This window comes from Pantoea sp. EEL5 (assembly GCF_049892805.1).
In the GTDB taxonomy this organism is placed as follows: Bacteria; Pseudomonadota; Gammaproteobacteria; order Enterobacterales; family Enterobacteriaceae; genus Pantoea; species Pantoea ananatis.
The window spans coordinates 1-19,929 of sequence record NZ_JBNDNJ010000008.1 but is presented as its reverse complement, the minus strand read 5'-3'; the positions used below and the strand labels follow the sequence as shown (position 1 = coordinate 19,929).

The 19,929-nt window shown below is 46.5% G+C and carries 18 protein-coding genes and 1 pseudogene; 10 read left to right on the top strand and 9 right to left on the bottom strand.

The annotated features are described in order from the left end of the window. The first annotated feature begins 343 nt into the window (after nucleotides 1–343). The gene (locus ACPXSQ_RS20960) at nucleotides 344–517 is read left to right on the top strand and encodes a hypothetical protein (RefSeq protein ID WP_155683843.1); all 174 of its coding nucleotides are present in this window, start codon (nucleotides 344–346) and stop codon (nucleotides 515–517) included. Between the two features lie 162 nt (nucleotides 518–679). Here the strand turns inward: ACPXSQ_RS20960 and ACPXSQ_RS20955 are convergent, their stop codons facing one another. From ACPXSQ_RS20955 to ACPXSQ_RS20945, 3 genes are read right to left on the bottom strand one after another with little or no spacing between them, the layout of a single operon-like run. Next, a complete protein-coding gene (locus ACPXSQ_RS20955; RefSeq protein WP_423461577.1) occupies nucleotides 680–1,567 on the bottom strand; it encodes an EamA family transporter in 888 nt (295 codons plus the stop codon). A gap of 22 nt (nucleotides 1,568–1,589) precedes the next feature. Next, a complete protein-coding gene (locus ACPXSQ_RS20950; protein ID WP_426144308.1) occupies nucleotides 1,590–2,207 on the bottom strand; it encodes a hypothetical protein in 618 nt (205 codons plus the stop codon). Further along, nucleotides 2,207–3,340 carry an NAD(P)/FAD-dependent oxidoreductase gene (locus ACPXSQ_RS20945; RefSeq protein ID WP_423461576.1) on the bottom strand — a complete coding sequence of 378 codons (1,134 nt, stop codon included), beginning with the start codon at nucleotides 3,338–3,340 and terminating at the stop codon, nucleotides 2,207–2,209. The genes ACPXSQ_RS20950 and ACPXSQ_RS20945 overlap by 1 nt, the downstream gene beginning before the upstream one ends. A 912-nt stretch (nucleotides 3,341–4,252) precedes the next feature. Between ACPXSQ_RS20945 and ACPXSQ_RS20940 the strand changes: the two genes are divergently transcribed. The 3 genes from ACPXSQ_RS20940 to ACPXSQ_RS20930 all read left to right on the top strand — a co-directional run bounded on the left by ACPXSQ_RS20940 (nucleotide 4,253) and on the right by ACPXSQ_RS20930 (nucleotide 6,307). Next, on the top strand, nucleotides 4,253–4,495 hold the full coding sequence (locus ACPXSQ_RS20940) for a hypothetical protein (RefSeq protein ID WP_282473124.1): 243 nt from the start codon (nucleotides 4,253–4,255) through the stop codon (nucleotides 4,493–4,495). A 21-nt stretch (nucleotides 4,496–4,516) separates the two neighbouring features. Then, nucleotides 4,517–5,152, top strand: a complete 636-nt coding sequence (locus ACPXSQ_RS20935) for a recombinase family protein (RefSeq protein ID WP_426144305.1) — start codon at nucleotides 4,517–4,519, stop codon at nucleotides 5,150–5,152. 246 nt (nucleotides 5,153–5,398) lie between these two features. Continuing rightward, entirely contained in the window at nucleotides 5,399–6,307 is a 909-nt protein-coding gene (locus ACPXSQ_RS20930) for an abortive phage resistance protein (RefSeq protein ID WP_426144304.1), read from the top strand. A gap of 164 nt (nucleotides 6,308–6,471) precedes the next feature. On the opposite strand, the gene ACPXSQ_RS20925 is transcribed toward ACPXSQ_RS20930, so the two are convergent. From ACPXSQ_RS20925 to ACPXSQ_RS20915, 3 genes are all read right to left on the bottom strand, one after another. Then, nucleotides 6,472–7,776 carry a DUF1173 family protein gene (locus tag ACPXSQ_RS20925; RefSeq protein WP_426144302.1) on the bottom strand — a complete coding sequence of 435 codons (1,305 nt, stop codon included), beginning with the start codon at nucleotides 7,774–7,776 and terminating at the stop codon, nucleotides 6,472–6,474. A 37-nt stretch (nucleotides 7,777–7,813) separates the two neighbouring features. After that, entirely contained in the window at nucleotides 7,814–8,332 is a 519-nt protein-coding gene (locus ACPXSQ_RS20920; RefSeq protein WP_367144474.1) for a phospholipase D family protein, read from the bottom strand. Between the two features lie 487 nt (nucleotides 8,333–8,819). Continuing rightward, nucleotides 8,820–9,041 carry a KTSC domain-containing protein gene (locus ACPXSQ_RS20915; RefSeq protein WP_282473129.1) on the bottom strand — a complete coding sequence of 74 codons (222 nt, stop codon included), beginning with the start codon at nucleotides 9,039–9,041 and terminating at the stop codon, nucleotides 8,820–8,822. A gap of 187 nt (nucleotides 9,042–9,228) precedes the next feature. On the opposite strand from ACPXSQ_RS20915, the gene ACPXSQ_RS20910 reads away from it, so the two are divergent. The 4 genes from ACPXSQ_RS20910 (at nucleotide 9,229) to ACPXSQ_RS20895 (ending at nucleotide 14,048) form a co-directional block, all read left to right on the top strand. After that, the gene (locus tag ACPXSQ_RS20910) at nucleotides 9,229–9,432 is read left to right on the top strand and encodes an Hha/YmoA family nucleoid-associated regulatory protein (RefSeq protein ID WP_282473130.1); all 204 of its coding nucleotides are present in this window, start codon (nucleotides 9,229–9,231) and stop codon (nucleotides 9,430–9,432) included. A gap of 384 nt (nucleotides 9,433–9,816) precedes the next feature. Continuing rightward, a complete protein-coding gene (locus ACPXSQ_RS20905) occupies nucleotides 9,817–10,683 on the top strand; it encodes a RepB family plasmid replication initiator protein (protein ID WP_019105437.1) in 867 nt (288 codons plus the stop codon). Nucleotides 10,684–11,853: 1,170 nt separating this feature from the next. Then, nucleotides 11,854–13,062: an AAA family ATPase gene (locus ACPXSQ_RS20900; protein WP_047713539.1), complete on the top strand. Its 1,209-nt coding sequence runs from the start codon at nucleotides 11,854–11,856 to the stop codon at nucleotides 13,060–13,062. Then, nucleotides 13,059–14,048: a ParB/RepB/Spo0J family partition protein gene (locus ACPXSQ_RS20895; protein ID WP_282473131.1), complete on the top strand. Its 990-nt coding sequence runs from the start codon at nucleotides 13,059–13,061 to the stop codon at nucleotides 14,046–14,048. The genes ACPXSQ_RS20900 and ACPXSQ_RS20895 overlap by 4 nt, the downstream gene beginning before the upstream one ends. A 2,249-nt stretch (nucleotides 14,049–16,297) precedes the next feature. Here ACPXSQ_RS20895 and ACPXSQ_RS20890 read toward each other — a convergent pair. Together ACPXSQ_RS20890 and ACPXSQ_RS20885 are read right to left on the bottom strand one after the other, a co-directional pair. Further along, nucleotides 16,298–16,516 carry a tyrosine-type recombinase/integrase gene (locus tag ACPXSQ_RS20890; protein ID WP_426144386.1) on the bottom strand — a complete coding sequence of 73 codons (219 nt, stop codon included), beginning with the start codon at nucleotides 16,514–16,516 and terminating at the stop codon, nucleotides 16,298–16,300. A 228-nt stretch (nucleotides 16,517–16,744) separates the two neighbouring features. Continuing rightward, nucleotides 16,745–16,969, bottom strand: coding sequence for a hypothetical protein (locus tag ACPXSQ_RS20885; protein ID WP_426144298.1), 225 nt, complete (start codon nucleotides 16,967–16,969; stop codon nucleotides 16,745–16,747). A gap of 1,513 nt (nucleotides 16,970–18,482) precedes the next feature. Between ACPXSQ_RS20885 and ACPXSQ_RS20880 the strand changes: the two genes are divergently transcribed. Next, entirely contained in the window at nucleotides 18,483–19,088 is a 606-nt protein-coding gene (locus ACPXSQ_RS20880) for a hypothetical protein (RefSeq protein WP_426144296.1), read from the top strand. 31 nt (nucleotides 19,089–19,119) lie between these two features. Beyond that, nucleotides 19,120–19,605, top strand: a complete 486-nt coding sequence (locus ACPXSQ_RS20875) for a hypothetical protein (RefSeq protein ID WP_426144294.1) — start codon at nucleotides 19,120–19,122, stop codon at nucleotides 19,603–19,605. On the opposite strand, the pseudogene ACPXSQ_RS20870 reads toward ACPXSQ_RS20875, so the two are convergent. After that, a pseudogene (locus tag ACPXSQ_RS20870) lies at nucleotides 19,593–19,916 on the bottom strand (helix-turn-helix domain-containing protein); the annotation flags it as partial. The gene ACPXSQ_RS20875 and the pseudogene ACPXSQ_RS20870 sit on opposite strands and share 13 nt — an antisense overlap. Nucleotides 19,917–19,929 lie beyond the last annotated feature (13 nt).

The following is a 19,929-nucleotide window of genomic DNA, read 5'->3' as shown; positions in this document are numbered from 1 at the left end:
ACGATTCAACTTTTCTCAAAAAAAATAACCAATAACCTCATGATTATCTTATTAAATTACATCTAAAAAAAACATAACCATCCCAACTTAATAGTTTAAACCTATCAATTTTGTTCAGGTTAAATTATTTTTATTATTAATAATAAAAGGAAAAATTTTTTTAAACTTTATTTTTTACTATTCAAATGAAGATAAAAGAAATTTATCCTTGCGCACTTTATTTACGCTGTTAAATAAGTTTTTTTCATAACTTTATGAGTTGACTTTCGTTCTGGCCCAATACAAGAATTCTTCTGCCAGGCGTTGCTGGCAGTTTGACCAACTTTAAATATTGGAGGTATGTATGTCCTTGAATAAATATGGTGAGTCACAAAAAGATAATCTGGATAAGATCGCGGCTGAGCTGTCAGCTTTCAGCCACGATGATGTCATTGTGGAAGTAAAAAAAGACAGTAACAATCACATCGATATCGGTGGTGGTGGATTAGGGCGTGATCGCCGCGATACTGGTCACTGATGAAAAAGAGGAGCAGCCGACAGGCTGCTCCTTTGCTGATTAACAGGGCTTTGCTGGCTGAGTTCAGAAAATTACCATTACTGATACACGCTCAGGAAAATACACTTACAGCACCCGGAAAAATTGCTCCTCCTGGATGTGACAAGATTCTTTGCATAGTTTTTAAATTTTCACTATCAGTAACAGCGTAGACATCACAATAAGAGAGATGATAACCAGTTTTCTCCGGAAGTTCTTCTCTCCGATGAATAATGCGGACAGAATGAACCCCACCACAAGGCTCATTCTCCTGAATACTGAAAGATATGTCACATTGGCATCGGGATCGGTGATTGCAAAAAAATAGATCAGTTCCGCAATAACCCATGAAAACCCAACCAGGGGAATGTAAAGACTCCACAGGCATCGCAGGCTGCTCCGCCCAAGGCGGATAAACGCAAAGAGAAAAGCGGCTGCGAATATAAACCGGTAAAGTGAAGAATAAGCCTGGATGGTGTAAGCCGATATATCGAGATTATGAACGATGTATTTGTCAAAAACAGTTGTTAATGAGGAAAGGATGGTCGCAAGAAGCATCATGGCCACGGGGAGACTACGTAGTGTGTTGATCCCTTCTTTTTTGCCTGTCTGTGATAACCCGTAATAACAGAGCACGGAAACGAGTACCGCTGTGAACTGCAGGGGGGACAGGAACTCGCCGAAAACCACGCTGCCGCCCGCAAGCGTCCATAACGGCCCTGAGGCTCTGACGGAACCTGAAAAGGACATCGGCAACTCTCTTACAGAGAAATAAGCGAAAACCCATGACAGGGTCATCATCAGACTCTTTACCAGAATAGGCCACTGTTCTGCAAAACGAACAGGACCTATTTTCAGCTGAGGACTCAACGCCTGTACCTGAGGCAAAAATACGGGCAGCCACAGCAGAGCTCCAAAAAAGGAACTATAGAAAACCACCTGAAACAGACCATTCCCTGACATGGCCTTTTTAGTCCAGAAATCATAAAAACCCAGAATAACGCCGGCTGAAACACCGTAATAAATCCACATGTTCGATCGGTCCTTCAGCCTGTCAGGCCTTTTTCACTGGGTGATAAACTGACTGCAGTTCAATTCCGCTCTCTTCAAAGCGTCCGGCGCCGTTGATGACGCGTCCTCGGGGTATGATAAGGTTTCGAGCTGTACCAAATCCCTTGAGCAGCCCGGCTCTTTCATCAGGTGAAGGCTCATGCCAGTCCCCGCCGCTTTCGAGTGTGCAGCTGTCAACGGTAATCTGCCCCAGAATCTGGCTTCCGGACTGAAGGTCGGAGACACCAAAAACTGACGCGCCCCCCTGATAACGGCCATGGTTACCTATTTTTACAACGGCACCGGTTCTGTTAGCCTTAACGGTGAAGCCACCTTCACCAAACTGGTTTTCTGAACCAATGAAAACCGGTCCGGCCGAGGCATCGATAGATGTATTGCTGTAGAAGATGTTGGAATCTCCTATCTCAAGGGTATTTCCGTTTTTGCCAGCAATAATTACGTTAGGGAAGAAAATATTTCCCTTCCCGATTTTTATGTCCTTGTATATAAGTGTCGAGAAGGGATCGTAAATAATATTCCCGGCTTCACACAATGCAACGAGTTCGTCGAGCGTCAGAAATCCACTGTCTCTTCTCATACGGTTAAAAATAGTAATGTCCATCACGCAATTTTCTCCAGCACACGGAACTCATCACAGGGACGCATAGCAACAGAAGCGTTATCTATTGCGTCATGAAGATAGGCGACCAGCTTGTCAGTTAAAAACGGGGCTTCCGTCATTTTTCCGGGTAAGGCGAGTATATGGCCTGGCACCGGCTCTGCGATGGCAACGTTGAGTGAACGGTTGCAGTTCAGGGATGTCTGCAGATCCACTTTGACGCAGGCTATACTTACTGAATTCCGGCTGTCCCAGCCGGGAAATATTGAAGCGATGCCCCTTTTAATATTTTCTGCTCTTTCATGAATCACCTCATAATCGGCACATGGCGACAGTAAAGCGTCTTCATTGAAACCCACAATGCTGTGGTCGCCGTGATGCATCATCGCAGCCTGATGCGGGTCCAGATAAAAAACGCCTTCTGCACAGAGCCTTGGTGTGATGATGAGATGACTTTTCCAGTACCTGATAGGAATGGCGAGGTCATGATGTCTGGTAAATAAATCCCTGGCCCCGGTACCGGAAGAGTAAACGATGCGCTGACCAGCTATTGCGGCTTTGTCACCCGAAAGGCTTTCGAGGTGAAGTGTCTGGCCCTCGATCGCGTTAATCTCATGCCCCAGGTAGAATACGCATCCTGCTTTCTGAGCAGCACTGATCAGCTTTCTGTAGAGTAAGCGGGTGTTCAGGCTGACGTCGTCGACCGCAAAAATAGCTTTCGTCTCAGTAAAATCGGCTTCAGGAACCAGGCTGCGCGCTTTTGACAACGTCAGTGGGGTAAAAGACACGCCGGCTTCATTCCAGCGGGAAATAACCTCATCCGCTCGCGATTCGTCCTTTAATAACGCGAGAGGCCGCTTGTCAATATCCTCCAGGGCTTCCGGGGCAAACTCACGTATGTATTCGTGTCCATAAATACATCGCTTAGCCACCTGCACAGCCTCCTGCCTGTTTTTAATCGAGGTCGCGTGATAAGTCCCCTTATGGAGCCAGCCTTCATTGCGTGTGGACGGGCCAGCTGCGAACACAGGTTTGTTTTCAACCAGCGCCACAGATAGGCCAATATTACAGAGCTTATAGGCAGACATTAGTCCGGCAATACCCCCGCCGATAAGAACAACATCGTAACTGTTCATTTTATTTTATCCTTTTTTGGTGAAGCGCTATTTTTATGAACATATTGTTATTTTTCTATTTAATTTTTAACAGACTTTCATAAAACATCACTTTCAGAAATTAGCAAGCAAACTAAAAAAACCAACCTCATGATTACAATGAAAAATAATAAGACACACATTGCAATTAAAATTTCATTAAAATTAAATAACAATGAAACACTAACAAAAAAATAAAATTTCAGACTGAGTTAACTCATAACCTCAGATCAACATGCTTACAGAGCCTAACATCTCAAGACCAAATAAATTGAAATAATTCATTTTCTGGAAATATGAGCGCCAGAAAAACCATAAAAGTGATGTCAACCCTGAAAGCGGAAGCTAAATGAAGCTTGTGCAGATTTTCAGTCCGTCAAACCTCTTTAATTTCATCGCCAGCAGGATTTCAGATACAGCTTTGATAAAAAAAAGGCCATTAAAGGTATACTCAAAATGCCCATAAAAGACCTTAATTAAAAAGTGGTTATACATGATGGTGACAATAATGAGAACTTTTCTGGAAGAGTAGAACGCGCTGTTCGTGTAGCCACGATCGACGACGTTAACCTGATGCTGCATGGGATTTTGCTTTCAGGAGAGCCTGGATGGTTGCGGATCTACACGACTGAGATCAAACACGCTGAAAAAATCGCTTTTCTCAGCCCGGACGCTTACGTTGAAATCAGGATATGCGGTGACATAGCTGTCAGGGAGACGACATGCATGGAATTTCACTTCCTCAGTTAACATCGTTTGCCCGTACTGAAAACATTCCCGGAGGTCGCAGTCAAACCCTTCAGCCTTTTAGTTAACCATCCACTGGATGAAACTTATCTCAGTCCCCCCGGAGACTACTGTGCAGAGGGTGAATTACCCGAAGAGGAGACTGAGGTGCGTCAGGCGCTTACAGCCATGTATGTTCTGACAAACCGCCTGATGAACATTAGCTTATGGGACCGTCTTTTAGGAACACGTAAATACTCGTCAGCCAGCCGTTCGGCGACGGAGTCACAGCGGCGGCTGATGGTGCTCGTGAACAGTACGCCTTTACACAAAGCCGCGCTGCGGCGCATCGTGAGCGTCATGCCTGAAGACAATGGCGGCCGCAAAGCGCTCAGGGATTATTTAAGTTAAGAGGACAGGACCGCTAAACCCATGCAGATTGCACGTATCTATCTTCGGGTCAGTACGGATGAACAGGAACTGACGCGGCAGAACAGCATTATTGAGGATGCTCGGGGCAGGGGATTCTATGTCGCCGGCGTCTATAAAGAGAAGGCTTCAGGTGCCAGGGCAGACCGACCTGAACTCCAGCGCATGATTGCCGACCTGCAGCCCGGGGAGGTGGTTGTGGCTGAAAAGATTGACCGCATCAGCCGTCTTCCCCTTAATGAGGCCGAGCAGCTGATCGGCTCGATTAAGGCTAAGGGAGCAAAGCTGGCCATCCCCGGCATAGTGGATTTGTCGGAGCTGGCCATAAGTCAGGACGGCGTGGCCAGAATCGTGCTTGAGTCCGTCCAGGAAATGCTGCTTAAGGTCGCCCTGCAGACGGCGCGTGACGACTACGAAACCCGAAGGGAAAGACAGCGGCAGGGCGTTGAGCTGGCAAAGGCGTCGGGTAAGTACAAAGGGCGAAGGCCAGACGATAAAACGCACGAGCGCATTATTGCGCTTCGTGAATCCGGTATGACAATAAACCGGACCGCCACCCTAGCAGGCTGCAGCATCAGTCAAGTGAAACGGATATGGTCTATCTATAAGACGAACATGAAAACTGACGTTCAGGAGTAAATGCATTGGCTATATATGTGAGGTTAATCTGCATGACTATAAAAGCAGCAAGCAAAAAAACCTCTGAAAACAGCAGTTCTAAAGAGTAAATGATTTTTTGGATGGGCCATATTTTTGACGTAAACAGGCCAAGGATTTTACGGAAAAAAGAAATATTGCCAGAAGAATTGTAAATGCTTTTTCTTCTGACTATGGTATCTAAAGTGACTTTTCATAATAATATGGCGAGATAAAATCAGGAGGCGTATGAGTGACTCACCAGTTTTAGAATTGCAGGCCTTGGCTGGAGACCCATCCTCAGATATTGTCGCAGTTTTATTAAAAGCTAAGATGATAGCTGTTAAGCTAAACTTGAATGACCTTAGTGAATGGATAGAATATGAAATTGAAGGCTATCCGGCAGGTAACAATATTCCCCCATATCGGAAAGGTCAAGGAATAGTCAAGGCACTCAATCCATTTCATGGCTGGTATGCTGTTGATTTCAGTAATGTACCGCCAGAAATCATAGAGATGGTTACTGAGTTTAAAATTTATGAATCAATATCATCAATAAGTAAAGGCGAATCAAATGATGGTATGATGCGTCTCACTATGCCACCTAAAAAGGTAAACATGTTATTCGGTTCGGATAACATCCCTAATGAGGTTTGTTGGTTCTTCAGTAAAAACAAACTAAAACATATAGTTACAATAGTAAGGAATAAAGTTCTCTCTTGGTCACTGGAATTAGAAAGACAAGGAATCATGGGGGATGGTTTATTATTTTCCCAAAAAGAAAAGGATGCAGCACCAATGACAATCACAAATAACAATACGAACAACTTTCATGCCCCTGTAAACAATGCTGGCGCAATCGGAGCGGGTAATACTGGTGACATTAATCAGCAAAACTCTATCTCAGTTGGTGACATTGCATCCCTGGAGCGTGAGCTTAAGAGTCACGGTATTGATGATAATGATCTTGCTGAACTGAAAAAACTTGTTGAGCAGTCACCTAAACTTACTTCAAAAGAAGATGTTGAAAAAGGTTTTGGATCATGGATTGGAAAAATCACCGGTAAGGCTTTTACAGGTGCGGTAAAAATCGCTGGCGCGACTGCTCCTGCTGTTCTTACTAATGCAATTTGCTGTTATTTCGGAATTCCGGTTTAAACTTATTTTAAGTCAATTTTTATAAAAAAACATTTTGAGGGTAATTCCTGTCTATAAATACTCAGGCAAAGGTAAGAACATTAAACCACTTTTCTAGCCTCCACCATTACTCTCATTTTTTATATGACAGGCCGCCCCATAAAGTGTCCGCCTTAAGGCGGGCCTTACTTAGAAGGCAAAGCGGGTACTTCAGATATGTCGATGGCGTTCCAGTACCACCAGTAGCCCTGACCGTATTCCGCATTGTAATAAGCCGTCTTATGCTGCATGCGCAACTGGTACTCCGGCGTGTTCATGCCGAAGACTTCCATAGGCAGCGCATCCACGCCGGGAACGTCCTTCAGCACAAAGTCCGGAAACACGTCTTCCTCACCGTCGTAGCGCAGCGGCCTGATAAAGGCGCGTTTTTCCTGCCACAGCTTTTCTTCGACAGCGCCCTCATAGCCCGAATCCAGCGGAATAAAGCGGGGGCTGACCGTCATCAGCGCCACGTCGATGACGGTGCTGCAGCTGGACGGCCGGTTGCGCCCGTCTGTGTGCCTGAACGTCGTTTCAGGCGGTTCCGTTTCCGCAATGACCACGACTTTCATTCCCCGGCGCCAGTCGCCCAGCTCGCGGCCAAAGCTCTTCTCCAGGCGCAGGCGCACATCCTCCGGCAGCACCAGGTCAGGGAAGCCGAAAAACAGCCCCAGCGGGAGCGTGGTCTGCAGCCGTGCTTCAGCAGCCTCATTCCAGCTGGCCAGCACTGATACCACAATGAGCCGCCGTTGGTTCTTTTCGGCTACTCTCATGTGTTCCCGGTTTGAAATGACCTGCGGCGTGCCCTTCATGGCCATGAGCAGCAGCGACTCCTCCAGTGGCACGCGGCCGACGCGTATCCGGCCCGCCGTCTGCTGCAGACGCCAGCTCACCCAGCCGGGCGTGCGTTTCTTTTTGTCGAAAGCAGGGTGCCAGACGTTGATGCCGGACTGTTCCCACAGCAGGTGAAGCAGCCCCAGCAGGCGCATCGAGGGCCGGCGCTTACGCTTAACCGGTTCATCACCAGACACGTCTTCAGCCGGTTTTGACTCTGACGCTGCCTTTTTCTGCAGGCCGGTAGGCAACCTGACCACGATGGTGCCGTCCGAAGCCGAGCGGACCGCATCGCCCTGATAAATCTCAGCCTGCCGTTCGTCTGACCACACCGAATAAAACCGACAGTCCGGCTTGTGTTCGTTACCTGTAAAGGCATATGAAGAGAGCCAGCAGCGTTCAGTCTCCTCAGAATAATGCACCTTCAGGCGGCGTTTTACGGGATCGGTCTCTGCCGGCAGGCAGCTGCAGGTGACCACCGTGGTCTTTTTGTTGTCGCGGGCATGCTTCAGCCAGCGCTGCCAGACAGGCGTTTCGTTCTGCTGGAAAGCTTCTGACGCCTCGTGCCGGCCACGCTGACCGGTGAAGTAAACCGGATACACTTTTTTCTTGGTCATATACAGTCCACCTCACCGGCAATATTAATTATATTTTTTAACGGCTGCACTGTACAGGCGATGATTCCGCCCAGAGCCGGTTAAATTCATCCTGATACTGCTTACTCACTGGCAAACTGTCTCTGACAACCAGCGCATTTTCGGCATTACGCTTTTCCGCCGACGAGGTGTAATTAAAAGAGCCCGTCTGCACGCCGTTATTTCCTGTCACGATAAATTTGTTATGCATAATACTGTACTGCGCATCTGTTCTGACCTGGATACCGGAACAGGCCAGCGCATTAACCAGTGACCAGCGGTCGTGGCTTTTCTTTTCGTCGGCCACTAATCTTACAGGGACACCGCGGCGCGAGAGCTGCACAAAAGCCTCTGCCACAGGCTCACTGGTAAATTCGTACGCAGCCACGTCAGCAGAACCCGTAGCTGAACGAATAAAGTTGATGATGAGTTCCTGAGCAGTACCTCCCGGTGAAAAACCCGCCTGCAGGTCAGATCCTGAATATGTGAAAAAAGGAACTGTAAATAAAAAAAGACAGTAAGCCCTCAGGTTTCTCATTCTTTATAACCTCAGTTTCATTGCGGTTTAATAACTTATTTACCCCGATCAATAACTAATCAGATATTTTTCAGTATTAACGTTTTTTAATAACTTATAACAACTGTCTACTTAAGAAATCAGTTTACCCTCCGATAATTTTTTTATAAAGGACGGAGGAAAAATAATGAATCAGTTTCATGAAATTAATTTACTGACTTCACGTGGTGATATTAATGGTGCGCTGTAGCTGATAAATGGCTGGAGCGAAAGTGTTGCGCGCAAGATCATGAAAAAGGCCGGATATCCGGTGCCCTCAGAAAAAGGACGTGCTTTCTGGTTGTGGGTCCAGCAGACGCTGATGCAGGCCGCACGAGATAAACGCTGTGGCTACCAGCACCGGTTCTCACATTCGTTCAGCCGTGTAAGGTCAGAGGCAGAAACTCACTACGAAGATTATGCGAGAATGATGGCTGAACTGAGCGGAAAAAGTGAACCTGAATCCCTCTCAGAAAGTCAGCTTCCCGCGAAGAGAAGTGTAGTGTCCGTCGATACAGCTCCGGAAACAGGCATCCGGATCTCTGGCCCTGCAGAAGGTGTGGTAAACTCTGACCGGAACGCCCAGCCAGCGGCGACTGCTTCCGTTAATGTACTCCGGTTCGAGAAGGCCACTGGTTGCATCGTAACGCACAAGACTGAAAATCGAAGAATCAATAGAATGCGGTTTCATTTTACGGCGGATTCCCTCCTGTCATGTCCGGTATTTAACAAGCGCTCGCAGAACTCTAAAACTCAGGCCTGTTCTGGTTTGTCTACGTTACGGATCATTTTAAACGTTGCAGTTACTTCACTCAGCAAATTTCTTTTTGTTTATGGCAAATCCCTTGTCATGAGCGCTCACTTTTTTAAGGCAAAGTATGACAAAAACAGACTGGTTGATGAAATTCAGGCGTTGCCGTTCGATCGACACGCTGGAGACCGTGTACGAACATCTGAAGTACGAAGGCGATCCAAAAGAAGACTATGCGATGACCTCTGCATACGATCACCGTAAAGCCGAACTGACAGTGGACAAGTTGTTTGACCGCGTACCGGCTGATGTCTGGAGATTAGTAAACTGAAGTAATTCAAAGATTCTGAGCGATTTAACCGATAACGGAAATCGCATTCGCAAATCTTTTGCGTGTGCGATTTTCGTTGAACAAGCCGAAGGCGCGTTAGTAGAGACGATCATTTATCCACATGTGCACAGGCTCGATCCAATAAATATTCCAGTAAGATCCTTATAGCTCCAAACAGATCCCTGTATCTCACAGGCCTTGTGGTGACTGACTTCGAGCCGATTTCAGATGTGTGCTGGTGGGATATACATGTGTGCTGGCGGGACGAACATGTGTGCTGGCGGGCTGGTAATGTGTGCTGTTGGGATGTAATGTGTGTGCTGTTGGGATTAAGGTGATCTTTACGCACAGTAAGATCCTGTGACTACTAATTGAGATAATTATATGAAAGATGAGTCATTTATCGGTGATGCACTCTACAGTGACATGGTCAGTAAAGACAAACAACTCACAGTTAATTCCAACAACACCGTTCAGCCTGTAGCACTCATGCGCCTTGGTGTTTTTGTCCCCAAACCCACGAAGTCTCAGGGCGAAAACAACGTTGTGGATGCATCTGAATTATTCTCACAGTTAGAGATAGCCCGTGCTGAAGGCTATGATCACATCAACATTTCCGGGCCAAGACTCAATATGGACAGTGATTTCAAGGTCTGGATTGGGGTCATTTATGCTTTCAGCAAGTATGGTCTGGCATCGAACAAAATCGAACTGAAGTTCACTGAGTTTGCAAAAGGATGTGGATTTTCTGCTAAACGAATTGACGCACGTCTCCGGCTTACCATCCACGAATCTTTAGGCAAACTACGTAACAAATCAATCTCTTTCAAGCGCGGGAGTGATGCGAGGGGAAGTTATCAGACAGGCCTTCTGAAGACGGGTTATTTTGATGCTGAGAGAGATATTGTTCAGCTGGAGGCTGATGAAAAACTATGGGAGCTGTTCCAGTTAGATTACAGAGTCCTTTTGCAGCACCATGCCATTAAAGCTCTTCCTAAGAAGGAAGCCGCCCAGGCGATCTATACTTTTATTGAAAGTCTGCCTGCCAATCCTATTCCAGTCAGCTTCTCAAGACTGCGAGAGCGCCTTTCTCTCAGCAGTTCTGTCAGTGAACAAAACCGAACGATCAAAAAGGCACTTGAACAGTTACAGAATATCGGCTATCTGGAATTTTCGCTTGTCCGTAAAGCCCGTGAAAACTTTGTTATCATTCATAAACGTAACCCCAAGCTGAAACCTTCCGACATCTGAGTGTGTGCTGTTGGGACAGACAGGTGTTCGTCACAGCATTGTCAGGCTCTGAAGATACATCGCGGCCGGTGAACCCGCCAGCACACATATTCATTCCTCTACGTAGAGTGAGCACCTGCCAGCACACATGTTCGTTTAGTCATGTGGGAGATTACCCGCCAGCGCACATTTTCGTGCCCTAAACGCAGAATTATTACCCGCCAGTGCACACAGAAATACCGGTTGTTTCATCTTTATCTGTCTGCAGGGCAACCTGCATGTATGTGCACAGCCCGCCAGCACACACGTTTGTGCGTTCTGAACCCGGCAGCACACACCTGGCTTTTGATTACTTCCTTTATTCCCCATCAGCACACATACTTTCAGGCTCACATTCGTCGAATTTGCAGTCGCTTAACGTGGCGGAGAGAGCGGAACCAACCCGCCAGCACACATATCCGGGCGTTGGGTTGAGAAATCGTACGGCCGGCCAAAGATTTGACGTCCAGGGCTGTCGCTGTGCCCGTTAAAGAAAGAATGCCGGTCATTCTGGTTGCTCATGTATACGGAACAGTTTACCCGCCTGCACACACATTTGTTCATGACTTGTCCATTATCCCTCTGGCACACATGTTCCAGGGAGGGAATAAACTGTCCCTTCAGCACACATCTTTATCGGAAACATCAACGAAAACAGCTAATAAGTATTAGAAGACACCTCGAGTTTTGAATCAGAATTACAGCCGCAGAATACCTCTTACACACATTCATCAGGCATCTGCACTGTGTTTTGTGTCTGAAACATCATTTTGGTCTTCATTACAGGTGATGTAATGAACATGACTTCAATCCTGTGAATCCAGGCCCCATGAGTGACATAGCTTACCGCTTCCCTGATTTTTTCAGACAAGACATAAGGGAATTTCAATCTGAAAGATAAAGTTTAATATCAATAAAATCATATACATAAATAATGATTTGCCAAGGGAAGATACTTGTCAGTTTGCAACCAACGGATAAAACTTTTTTCAATTTTTTCTTTAACTGGATGACTTTTGACTGACAGACTGAAGAAAACTGACAGTTAGCATATTTTTCGCTTGTACAAGATTTTTATGATTTAACGAAATAAGTTGATCTGACCTTTTTCAGATGTACAATCAGTTTCAAAATTGACAACGGAACGGTTAAATGAAAAGTCATTACGGTGGCGTGGACGAGACGGCCCGCAGAGCGAGCGCGATGCTGCGCAGCATGAGCGACGATATTTCAGTCAGAAGGAATGAGTTTGGCCTTGATCAGTACTATCAGACGTTCACGCGCAATTCCGTGGCTAATCTTCCCAGACTCAGCCGCCGTGCCGTTGAGCAAGCCATTGAAGAAATGGAATCACAGGGACACGTTTTTGGCAAAAAAGATGCAGGTAACACCCGGCATTATGCGCTAACCATCCAGGACGTTGTCGATATCTATGCTCACCGTAAAGTGCCTAAATATCGTGATGTGCACGCGGGGGAAGGGCCTTTTGTTATTTTTGTTGTGAACCTGAAAGGCGGGGTATCGAAAACCGTAAGTACAGTAACCCTGGCGCATGGCCTTCGGGTTCATCAGGATCTTCTTCAGCACGATCTTCGTATTCTGGTTGTTGATCTCGATCCTCAGGCCTCCAGTACCATGTTTCTCAGCCAGGAAAACAGCATTGGTTCCATAATGGAAACAGCTGCACAGGCAATGCTTAACGATCTGGATGCTGGCCAGCTCAGAGAGGACATCATTAAACCCACGATTATCCCCGGTGTTGATGTTATTCCTGCGTCTATTGACGATGGTTTTATCGCAAGTCAGTGGAATGAGCTTGTAAGAGAGCATTTGCCTGACAGGCTTCCCTCTGAAGTATTACGCCGGACGATTATTGATCGTGTCGGTTCTGATTACGACTTTATCTTTATTGATACGGGTCCTCACCTCGATGCCTTTATGTTGAATGCACTCGCCGCGAGTGACCTCCTGCTCACGCCCACACCGCCCGCACAGGTCGATTTTCACTCTACCCTCAAGTACCTCACGCGGCTGCCTGAGATGATTGAGCAGCTTGAGGAAGAGGGCATCACGCCGCGGATAAAGGGAAATATTGGCTTCATGTCGAAAATGACCTCGAAGCGGGATCACGAAATGACACACGGCCTTGCCCGTGATGTTTTTACTTCTTACATTCTTGATGCAACATTGCCCAGGCTTGACGGATTTGAACGCTGCGGCGAAAGCTTCGACACCATTGTGAGTGCCGATCCCAGTTCCTATCCAGGAAGCGCCGAGGCGCTCAAGAAAGCGAAGCGTGAGGCGGAGCGTTTCACTCAGGCCGTGTTTAAAAGGATTGAATTCATCAGAGGTGTGAAATGAAAAAGGAAATGGTCAAACTGGGCCGGCAGCTGGGTAATTCCAGTTTTTCAAAAATGATGAACGAGTCAGACAGCGAGCGGGTGTTTACCCTCAAATCCGGTGCTCAGGCCCGGTTTGTCCTGACCAAGATACTGTATGACGAAATCGAAACGCAGACGTTCGTTGATGCCGCGGTCAATGGCCGTGACCAGGCGTTTCTGACGCGCGAATCGGTCAGTGACATCTCCCGTACTATCCGGCTTCAGCAGTTCTTCCCTGCCATCGGACGGGAGGTCGGCGGTCGAACTGAGATACTGGATGGTTCACGACGTCGTGCCGCCTGCATTTACAACGGGACCGCATTTGAGGTGCTGGTGACTCGTGATGCCTTGTCTCTCTCTGATGCCAGACAACTGGCCGTGGACATTCAGACAGCAAAAGAGCATACGTTGCGTGAACTCGGAAAACGCCTCAGACTCATGTATCCGGAAGACATGAATCAGTCAGAGATAGCTTCTGCAGAAGGGCTGTCTGCCGCCAAGGTAACCCGGGCTTTTCAGGCTGCCGCCGTGCCAGATGAGATCATCGCGGTATTCCCCTCTGTCAGCGAACTTTCCATCAGTGATTACCGGGCGCTGCTGGAGGTGACGGATAAAGCAAGGGCAAGACAGATCACCTCTGACGCCTTAGTCAGTTGCGTTCGCAGCCGGATAGAAGAAGATGCATCTCATGACATTGCCGAACCCGCTTATAAGAACCGTATAATCAGCTTTTTTCGTGCCGAAAGCGAAGGACCCCGCAAAACTGCGGGCAGCAAAAGAATCGTAACAGAGAAGCTGGCCGAGTTTACGGATAAAAAGCAGTTCGCCCGAAAAAAAACCGATGCTGATAAACGTCTTGTGACGTATGAATTCTCGCGTCTTACTGCAGCCTGTCAGGCTGAGCTTGATGCCGCCGTTCGAAGCGTCATTGACCGCATGGTGATTAAATCCGTGAACGACCGGTGAACGGGCCCTGCTGCCGGAACCTCAGTGAACAGATTTCAGTATTTGAAAAATTATTTTTACCCCTCGGAAATCATATATAAACTATTGATTTTAATAGATAAAGTAAAATAATTTCAGCCTGAAATTCCCATGGTTTTTTATGATGCTTGCCGGCTTGCGATCGGTTTTTTTTCAGTAACAGTAGATGCGGCAAAAAGTAAAGTCACGAGTAAATCTGGATTTTAAGCTTGTTCCGACGCATCCGAATTACAGAATAATGCGCAAACCCGGCGGTTAATGAGAAACCCACTGAATCAAAATGCCAGAGATGTATTCTCCGGGTTGGCGTACAAGCCAGCCTTTCATGCCCCGCTAAAGTTTTTTCATGTTAACGTCAGGCCGGTGATTAATCATGACTGATGAGCACACTAATGAGCTCAGGTGCCTTCAGCCAGAAACTTAAGCACAGAGCATGGCCCATTTCCAAACATTGAAATCCGAACCCTAATGAAAGGGCGCAGCAAAGGCGTTCCCTGATGAAAGTTCAGTCTGCATTCAGTGACCTGGAGCCGGCCATATTGCAGGGCTTATACTGACACTCTTAGGGGGCTCTGACAGAAAGGCTGACACTCCTGGGCAGAATTACAGTTATCAAGAATGGAGCAAATATGAAAATGAGTTCGTTAAAAGTTCGTTGCTTATTGTCCTGACTTTTGACCTGATTCAGAGCCGCCCCGGCGTTTCAGTCTTGAGCACCTCGCGGCAGTTTATTGCAGGAACTGATCGGTGACACTTTTCTCAGTGACACGAATAACTGTCATCGGGACTGACTGCTGAATCCCATGATGAGAAAAGCAAGGGCTGATAGTGTCAGTTATGTCGATGCTGGAGAATTATGGGCAGAACATGAGGCGTACTCCGAACAAAATATGTAAAACCTCCTGTTTGAATATTATCTCGTCAGGTTACGCATATTCTCCTGCTGTCCCTAGAAAGGCATCAGTCGGTTGGGTCTTCATAGGCTACCTGACAGCGCCAGTATTGAAAGAGGTCTTTTGTCGGGATAAAAACATGACGTCAAAAAAACGCATCTTTTTGCATTACCTTTTTGCAATTTAGGAAGACCCGAATTCTGCCAGCCTCTATATGAATGGATTCTGAGGTGGGTCATGAAGCGAGCCCGGATACCACGGACCAGGTTCATTCTGTTCACTACTGCGGCACAGGCAGGCAGTGCCTGACCAAACGAAATCCGCCCTGCACCGGCTGCAGATAGACGGCTGTCATTCGGCATCAAAGGTATTCGTTTCAACTCAGTCATGTGGCCATAAAAATCCTGCGAGCAGGCAGGCGATTAAGTTTTTTTAGCCACTTACAAAAGCCCCGTCTATTTATGCATGGCGCCTCGCGGGTGACCTGTTCATTCTGAACGTACAGACAGATATTATTGGCAGTGTAGATAAGGGCGCTTTCCGTTTTCCGGGGAGGGGAGATAAATGACTTTTACAGTCCCCCAGAGGCGGTTGCAGGGATAAGCGCGCAGTTTTCGCGGTCGCGAGGCCGGGAAAAAAATCGCTTATTACAGACTCTCAGCTGAAACTGCCGGACACTGAGGTCAGCGCACATTCGAAAAAAATAAACGCAGCTGAAACTCAGGCTTATTCAGCATGTTGCTTAACTCTTCGCGTGAGCCGCGGCATGACGATGCTGGAGTTTTCCCCTGCCTGCTGCACTATGCGGCAGCAGCAGTAACGGCTGTGTTAAAAAGGTTTCGGGACTCACCGCCGATCCTGAAGTAAAGACGCCGGCTGTCACGATTTAAGTTTTTAGCTTCAGGGAATGGCTGTCAGCACAGTTTTGACATCCTCCGGGAGAGCAATACACGTGCCACGCTGCCAGAGGGTTTCACCCGTCATGAAAGTCCCGGACAGCGCCTGTATTTTGTCTGACAGCGACACTCCCGGAAAAACGGGCAAAGCTCACTTACGGTGTGCGGGTTTATCACAGCAGAGTTGATTTAACCCACTGAAGTGCAGATATCTCTTCATCTCCGGACTGAAACAGCCGGCAGGCTGAGCCGGAAAAAACGTCATGAGATTGTTCTCCAGAAGCATCACCGCACGCATCGGGATGACGTTAATGCCGTTTGTATTAAAAACGGCAGCGCAGTCAACAAGAAGCAAACAGTATATCGGCGGCCCACGCGTCCGCGGCCATATCGGGTTGATACCGTAACCAGGTCTCCGGTCGTTCCGGCCCCTAGCAGCAGATCATCTACACAGCAGCAGCCGTCTGGCCTCATCGGCATCCAGGGTGAAGCGCACGCCCAGCTGGCGGGTCACATCCAGTGCAAACACCCGTGTGTACCATTCTGTTGACTTGGAGTCCTTATGGCCCATCAGGGTCTGGATGACCTTCTGCGGAACCTGGTGCTGGACCAGATGCATCGCGAACGAATCCCGGAACGTCCTGGGCGTGGCTGACCGGATCGAGAAAGTGACACCGTCATGCTTTGCGTCCTTTAGCGCGTGACTTATCCAGCTGCGGGCGGTGGCTTCCCTCCGGATATCCCAGAGCCTTGCGCCGGCGGTGAGTTACACGTTCGCAAACTATTCCCTCAGCCGCTGGACGGAGGCCGGATCGGTGAGCGGGACGGCCCACGGCGGGTTATAGCGAATATCCGCCTGCGCTTCCTGCTCAGCCTGCTGCTCTGTCGGTCACCCGCGGCGACGGGACCGGCTGCCGGCAGATTCTTCCAGCCTGCGCTGCTTGAGTGTGCGCAGCACCACAAACGGCGAGGTGAGGGGTGTACCCGTTATCGGATCGTCCAGCATAAAGTCTCCCCGGGTGAGGGGCAGGATCTCATTGAGGCGCCCGCCGGTGTTCCACATGGCATCAATGAACAGGCGTTTGCGGAGATCGGTCACCTTTGAGAGCAACACGGCCACTTCCGGTGCCAGCAGGTAGCGCGGCATGTCCGTGCCATAAGGCTATCTCCAGATTGCGTAGCGCGACCGCACTTTCGTAGTCAAAATAGCGTGCGGCGCCTAGGCTGGTCAGATTGTGACCACTGGCGTCGCTGTGTGAAATCTGCGGAATTTCGCGGGGCAAAGTACCCAAACTTTTAATCTCAGTTGTCTGCGGGGGGGGGACGTATTTTCTCGCATCTGTAAAGGGTTTTCGATGAGAATAAATCGATCCGCGCCGGATCCTCACCGGATCGGTTTTCCGGCTTTTCTCCCGTATAGGGAGAATAACCTGGTCGGCCGGAAATAAAAAGCAGGCCCTCAGCACCGTTTCGCGTGCAGTCATAGAAGCTAACCCTCTGCCGGTAAAGGAGAAACTGAAAATGGCGGGCAGGGCGGGGGTGTCCAGGCACTCTGGTATGAATACCTGGTCAGGAACGGAGTTGTGGAATAATGTCAGTATTATAGTGGTCATCAAAACGGTCGTGTTCGTTCCGCATCAATACGCCAAGTGAGCTGCTCCCTATGACCTGATAGCTGGAAAGTATATTGAGGAGCATCAGCTGTGTGAAAGGTGACAGTTCATTACACTTAAAGGATGAAGGACTGGGTCCGAGCGAGAATGAACAGGATAAAAAACAGACGTAGTTTCATTAATTCTGGCAAAAAAGCAGGAGAGTTATGCGTCAGATTTTGCACAGCATAGTGGTTATCATCTTAATGACATAGCCTGACCACTGAATAAATTTTCACATCGTTCATGTCAGACACTACAGTCATTGCCTAAATTAATACCCCATAAGAAATGATAGTTGTGTCAGATTAATCACATGTCATTTACAGATCACTTCATTTTTAGCCTGTTTATTTTTCTTTAAGGTTTATAAGAAACTTAATTTAAAAATTAAATTAGAATTTTCATCTGCCACTACTTAAAAAATCACCCCCCCTACTTTTAAGTTATTTATAAAAAGTACTAGCTGTAAAAAAGAAAAAACCTTTGCTTAAACTATTTTTGTGTCTATGTGTAAGATAATTTTATTTTGTTTATCATTATATGTGTAAATATTTATGCTTCTAGCACTATACTTATGATTAAATGAAGTTTAAACAATGCATAAATAAATTAAAAACAAGTGGCGAAAAATCTCCATTGCACTTAAGGTGTTTTAAATTGTCAGGCGGTGTGAAGAAATAAAAATTAATTTTAGCTTCAGGATGATTAATAACCACCCATAAATATAAATAGTCTAGAAATGACAAGATGATATAATAACCCATGAATGGGTGAAGTTATTTTTCCATGTTGACAATATATGATATTGGCGAGAATTTTTTATATTTCTACTGTAAGCTTAATATTATAAGGGACTTACTTAAGATATTTATTTCTTTAAAATAATTCTATCTGTTAGCTTCCCAATCTCTTTGTGCTCTTTTTTCTAATTTAAACCTTCAGAAAAAACCTGGGATTTCAAAAGGAACTAAAATGTTCAATTTCTTTAGTATTCTCTTAATTAATTGTATTTTAATTTCAAATCTGGCAATCATAAAAGTATATGCTTCTGATAATATTGATGTAAAGGCATGGGTGCAAACCCCAGAAACATCCTATCCAACAATATGCAATAAAGAACAAATAGAGATTTTCTCATGCCCGAGCAAATCGAAAGAAACTATAGCTATTTGCATGAATAGTGCAAATAAACAAATATTTTTTGCATACCAAGAAAATTTAAATATTAAAAACCTGAAACTAGATAAAATAAAACAAATTGTTAATATCCCAAAAAGCGGTGCATCAACAATATTGCAGGCTGAAACAAAAAAAGGTTTATTTCGTCTATATTTCGATGAAAATATTAATGACAATCCAAGCGCAGTCACTATGAACGGAAAGGTAAGTTTTGAATGTGTTCACAATCAGGAAGCATATAGAACTCCCACTAATATTGTTAAATCGGCACAAGGGAAAGATGAAATAGTAAATATCTGGCAGCTTAAGTTAGCCCCATTACTTAAAGAACAACAAAAAAATAACAGTATAATTTATAATGAAAAAATCGGTGACTTGTGGGACTCCTGGCCAAAATAAATTATCATTACTTTAATATAAGGAAACGATCATGTCTGCAAGTGAATTTATTGATAAACAAACTCTCATTGACCAACTCAAACAATATCGAACGACGGCTTTTGCTACAGAAGATGGTTCGAGACCATCAGTCTTAAACGAGTTTAACTGGGCAGGTGGATATAGTTCTTATTCTTTCGGATTGTATCAATTTGATGTTAGAAACAATGATCTTGCAGAGGACGCGCTAAGGTCCATGGGCTTTACTGACACTCAAATTGACCAACTATCCCAAAGAGGTACTCTTGGTAATGACGTTAAAACAGCATTAAGCGAACAGCTACAAGCTGCTCTGGCAACTACTGCTGGTAAGCAGATCATGGATAATTTGCTTAACAATTATGAAGCGCAATTAGTTCACACAACTACCAATCTCCTTGATATTACTAATGACGATATTTATTCGCAAATAGCTTCAGAACCTGAATCTATACAGCGTATTTACGACATCGCAAATCAGTTTGGTACCATCAGCTGACGCACGGTCTCTTTGGCCAGCACAACGTCATGGAGTTCGGCCAGCTTCTCGCAGGCGAGCGTGGGACCAAAGTCGGCATAGTTATCACGGATGATGCCCAGAGCAAGTTCAGCAAGGCCCGGAAGAAGCTGGCGATTACCACGCAATCCACGGCGGCGGTTCGCCAGTGCCAGCGGCCCGGACTCGCGATAACGTGCAAGCAGACGCCGTCACTGGCGATCCGTAAGGCCAGGTCGTTGTGATGCAAGCGAAGTGGTGAGCCTGCCATCAATGACATCCTGCAGGATTTTGAGGCGGTTAACTTCATTCATCGTAAAGTACTCC

Bases quoted from the DNA above. Each gene is read 5' to 3' on its own strand.
- ACPXSQ_RS20960 (WP_155683843.1), top strand. From the start codon at position 344: ATGTCCTTGAATAAATATGGTGAGTCACAAAAAGATAATCTGGATAAG.
- ACPXSQ_RS20955 (WP_423461577.1), bottom strand. From the start codon at position 1,567: ATGTGGATTTATTACGGTGTTTCAGCCGGCGTTATTCTGGGTTTTTAT.
- ACPXSQ_RS20950 (WP_426144308.1), bottom strand. From the start codon at position 2,207: ATGGACATTACTATTTTTAACCGTATGAGAAGAGACAGTGGATTTCTG.
- ACPXSQ_RS20945 (WP_423461576.1), bottom strand. From the start codon at position 3,340: ATGAACAGTTACGATGTTGTTCTTATCGGCGGGGGTATTGCCGGACTA.
- ACPXSQ_RS20935 (WP_426144305.1), top strand. From the start codon at position 4,517: ATGCAGATTGCACGTATCTATCTTCGGGTCAGTACGGATGAACAGGAA.
- ACPXSQ_RS20930 (WP_426144304.1), top strand. From the start codon at position 5,399: ATGAGTGACTCACCAGTTTTAGAATTGCAGGCCTTGGCTGGAGACCCA.
- ACPXSQ_RS20925 (WP_426144302.1), bottom strand. From the start codon at position 7,776: ATGACCAAGAAAAAAGTGTATCCGGTTTACTTCACCGGTCAGCGTGGC.
- ACPXSQ_RS20920 (WP_367144474.1), bottom strand. From the start codon at position 8,332: ATGAGAAACCTGAGGGCTTACTGTCTTTTTTTATTTACAGTTCCTTTT.
- ACPXSQ_RS20915 (WP_282473129.1), bottom strand. From the start codon at position 9,041: ATGAAACCGCATTCTATTGATTCTTCGATTTTCAGTCTTGTGCGTTAC.
- ACPXSQ_RS20910 (WP_282473130.1), top strand. From the start codon at position 9,229: ATGACAAAAACAGACTGGTTGATGAAATTCAGGCGTTGCCGTTCGATC.
- ACPXSQ_RS20905 (WP_019105437.1), top strand. From the start codon at position 9,817: ATGAAAGATGAGTCATTTATCGGTGATGCACTCTACAGTGACATGGTC.
- ACPXSQ_RS20900 (WP_047713539.1), top strand. From the start codon at position 11,854: ATGAAAAGTCATTACGGTGGCGTGGACGAGACGGCCCGCAGAGCGAGC.
- ACPXSQ_RS20895 (WP_282473131.1), top strand. From the start codon at position 13,059: ATGAAAAAGGAAATGGTCAAACTGGGCCGGCAGCTGGGTAATTCCAGT.
- ACPXSQ_RS20880 (WP_426144296.1), top strand. From the start codon at position 18,483: ATGTTCAATTTCTTTAGTATTCTCTTAATTAATTGTATTTTAATTTCA.
- ACPXSQ_RS20875 (WP_426144294.1), top strand. From the start codon at position 19,120: ATGTCTGCAAGTGAATTTATTGATAAACAAACTCTCATTGACCAACTC.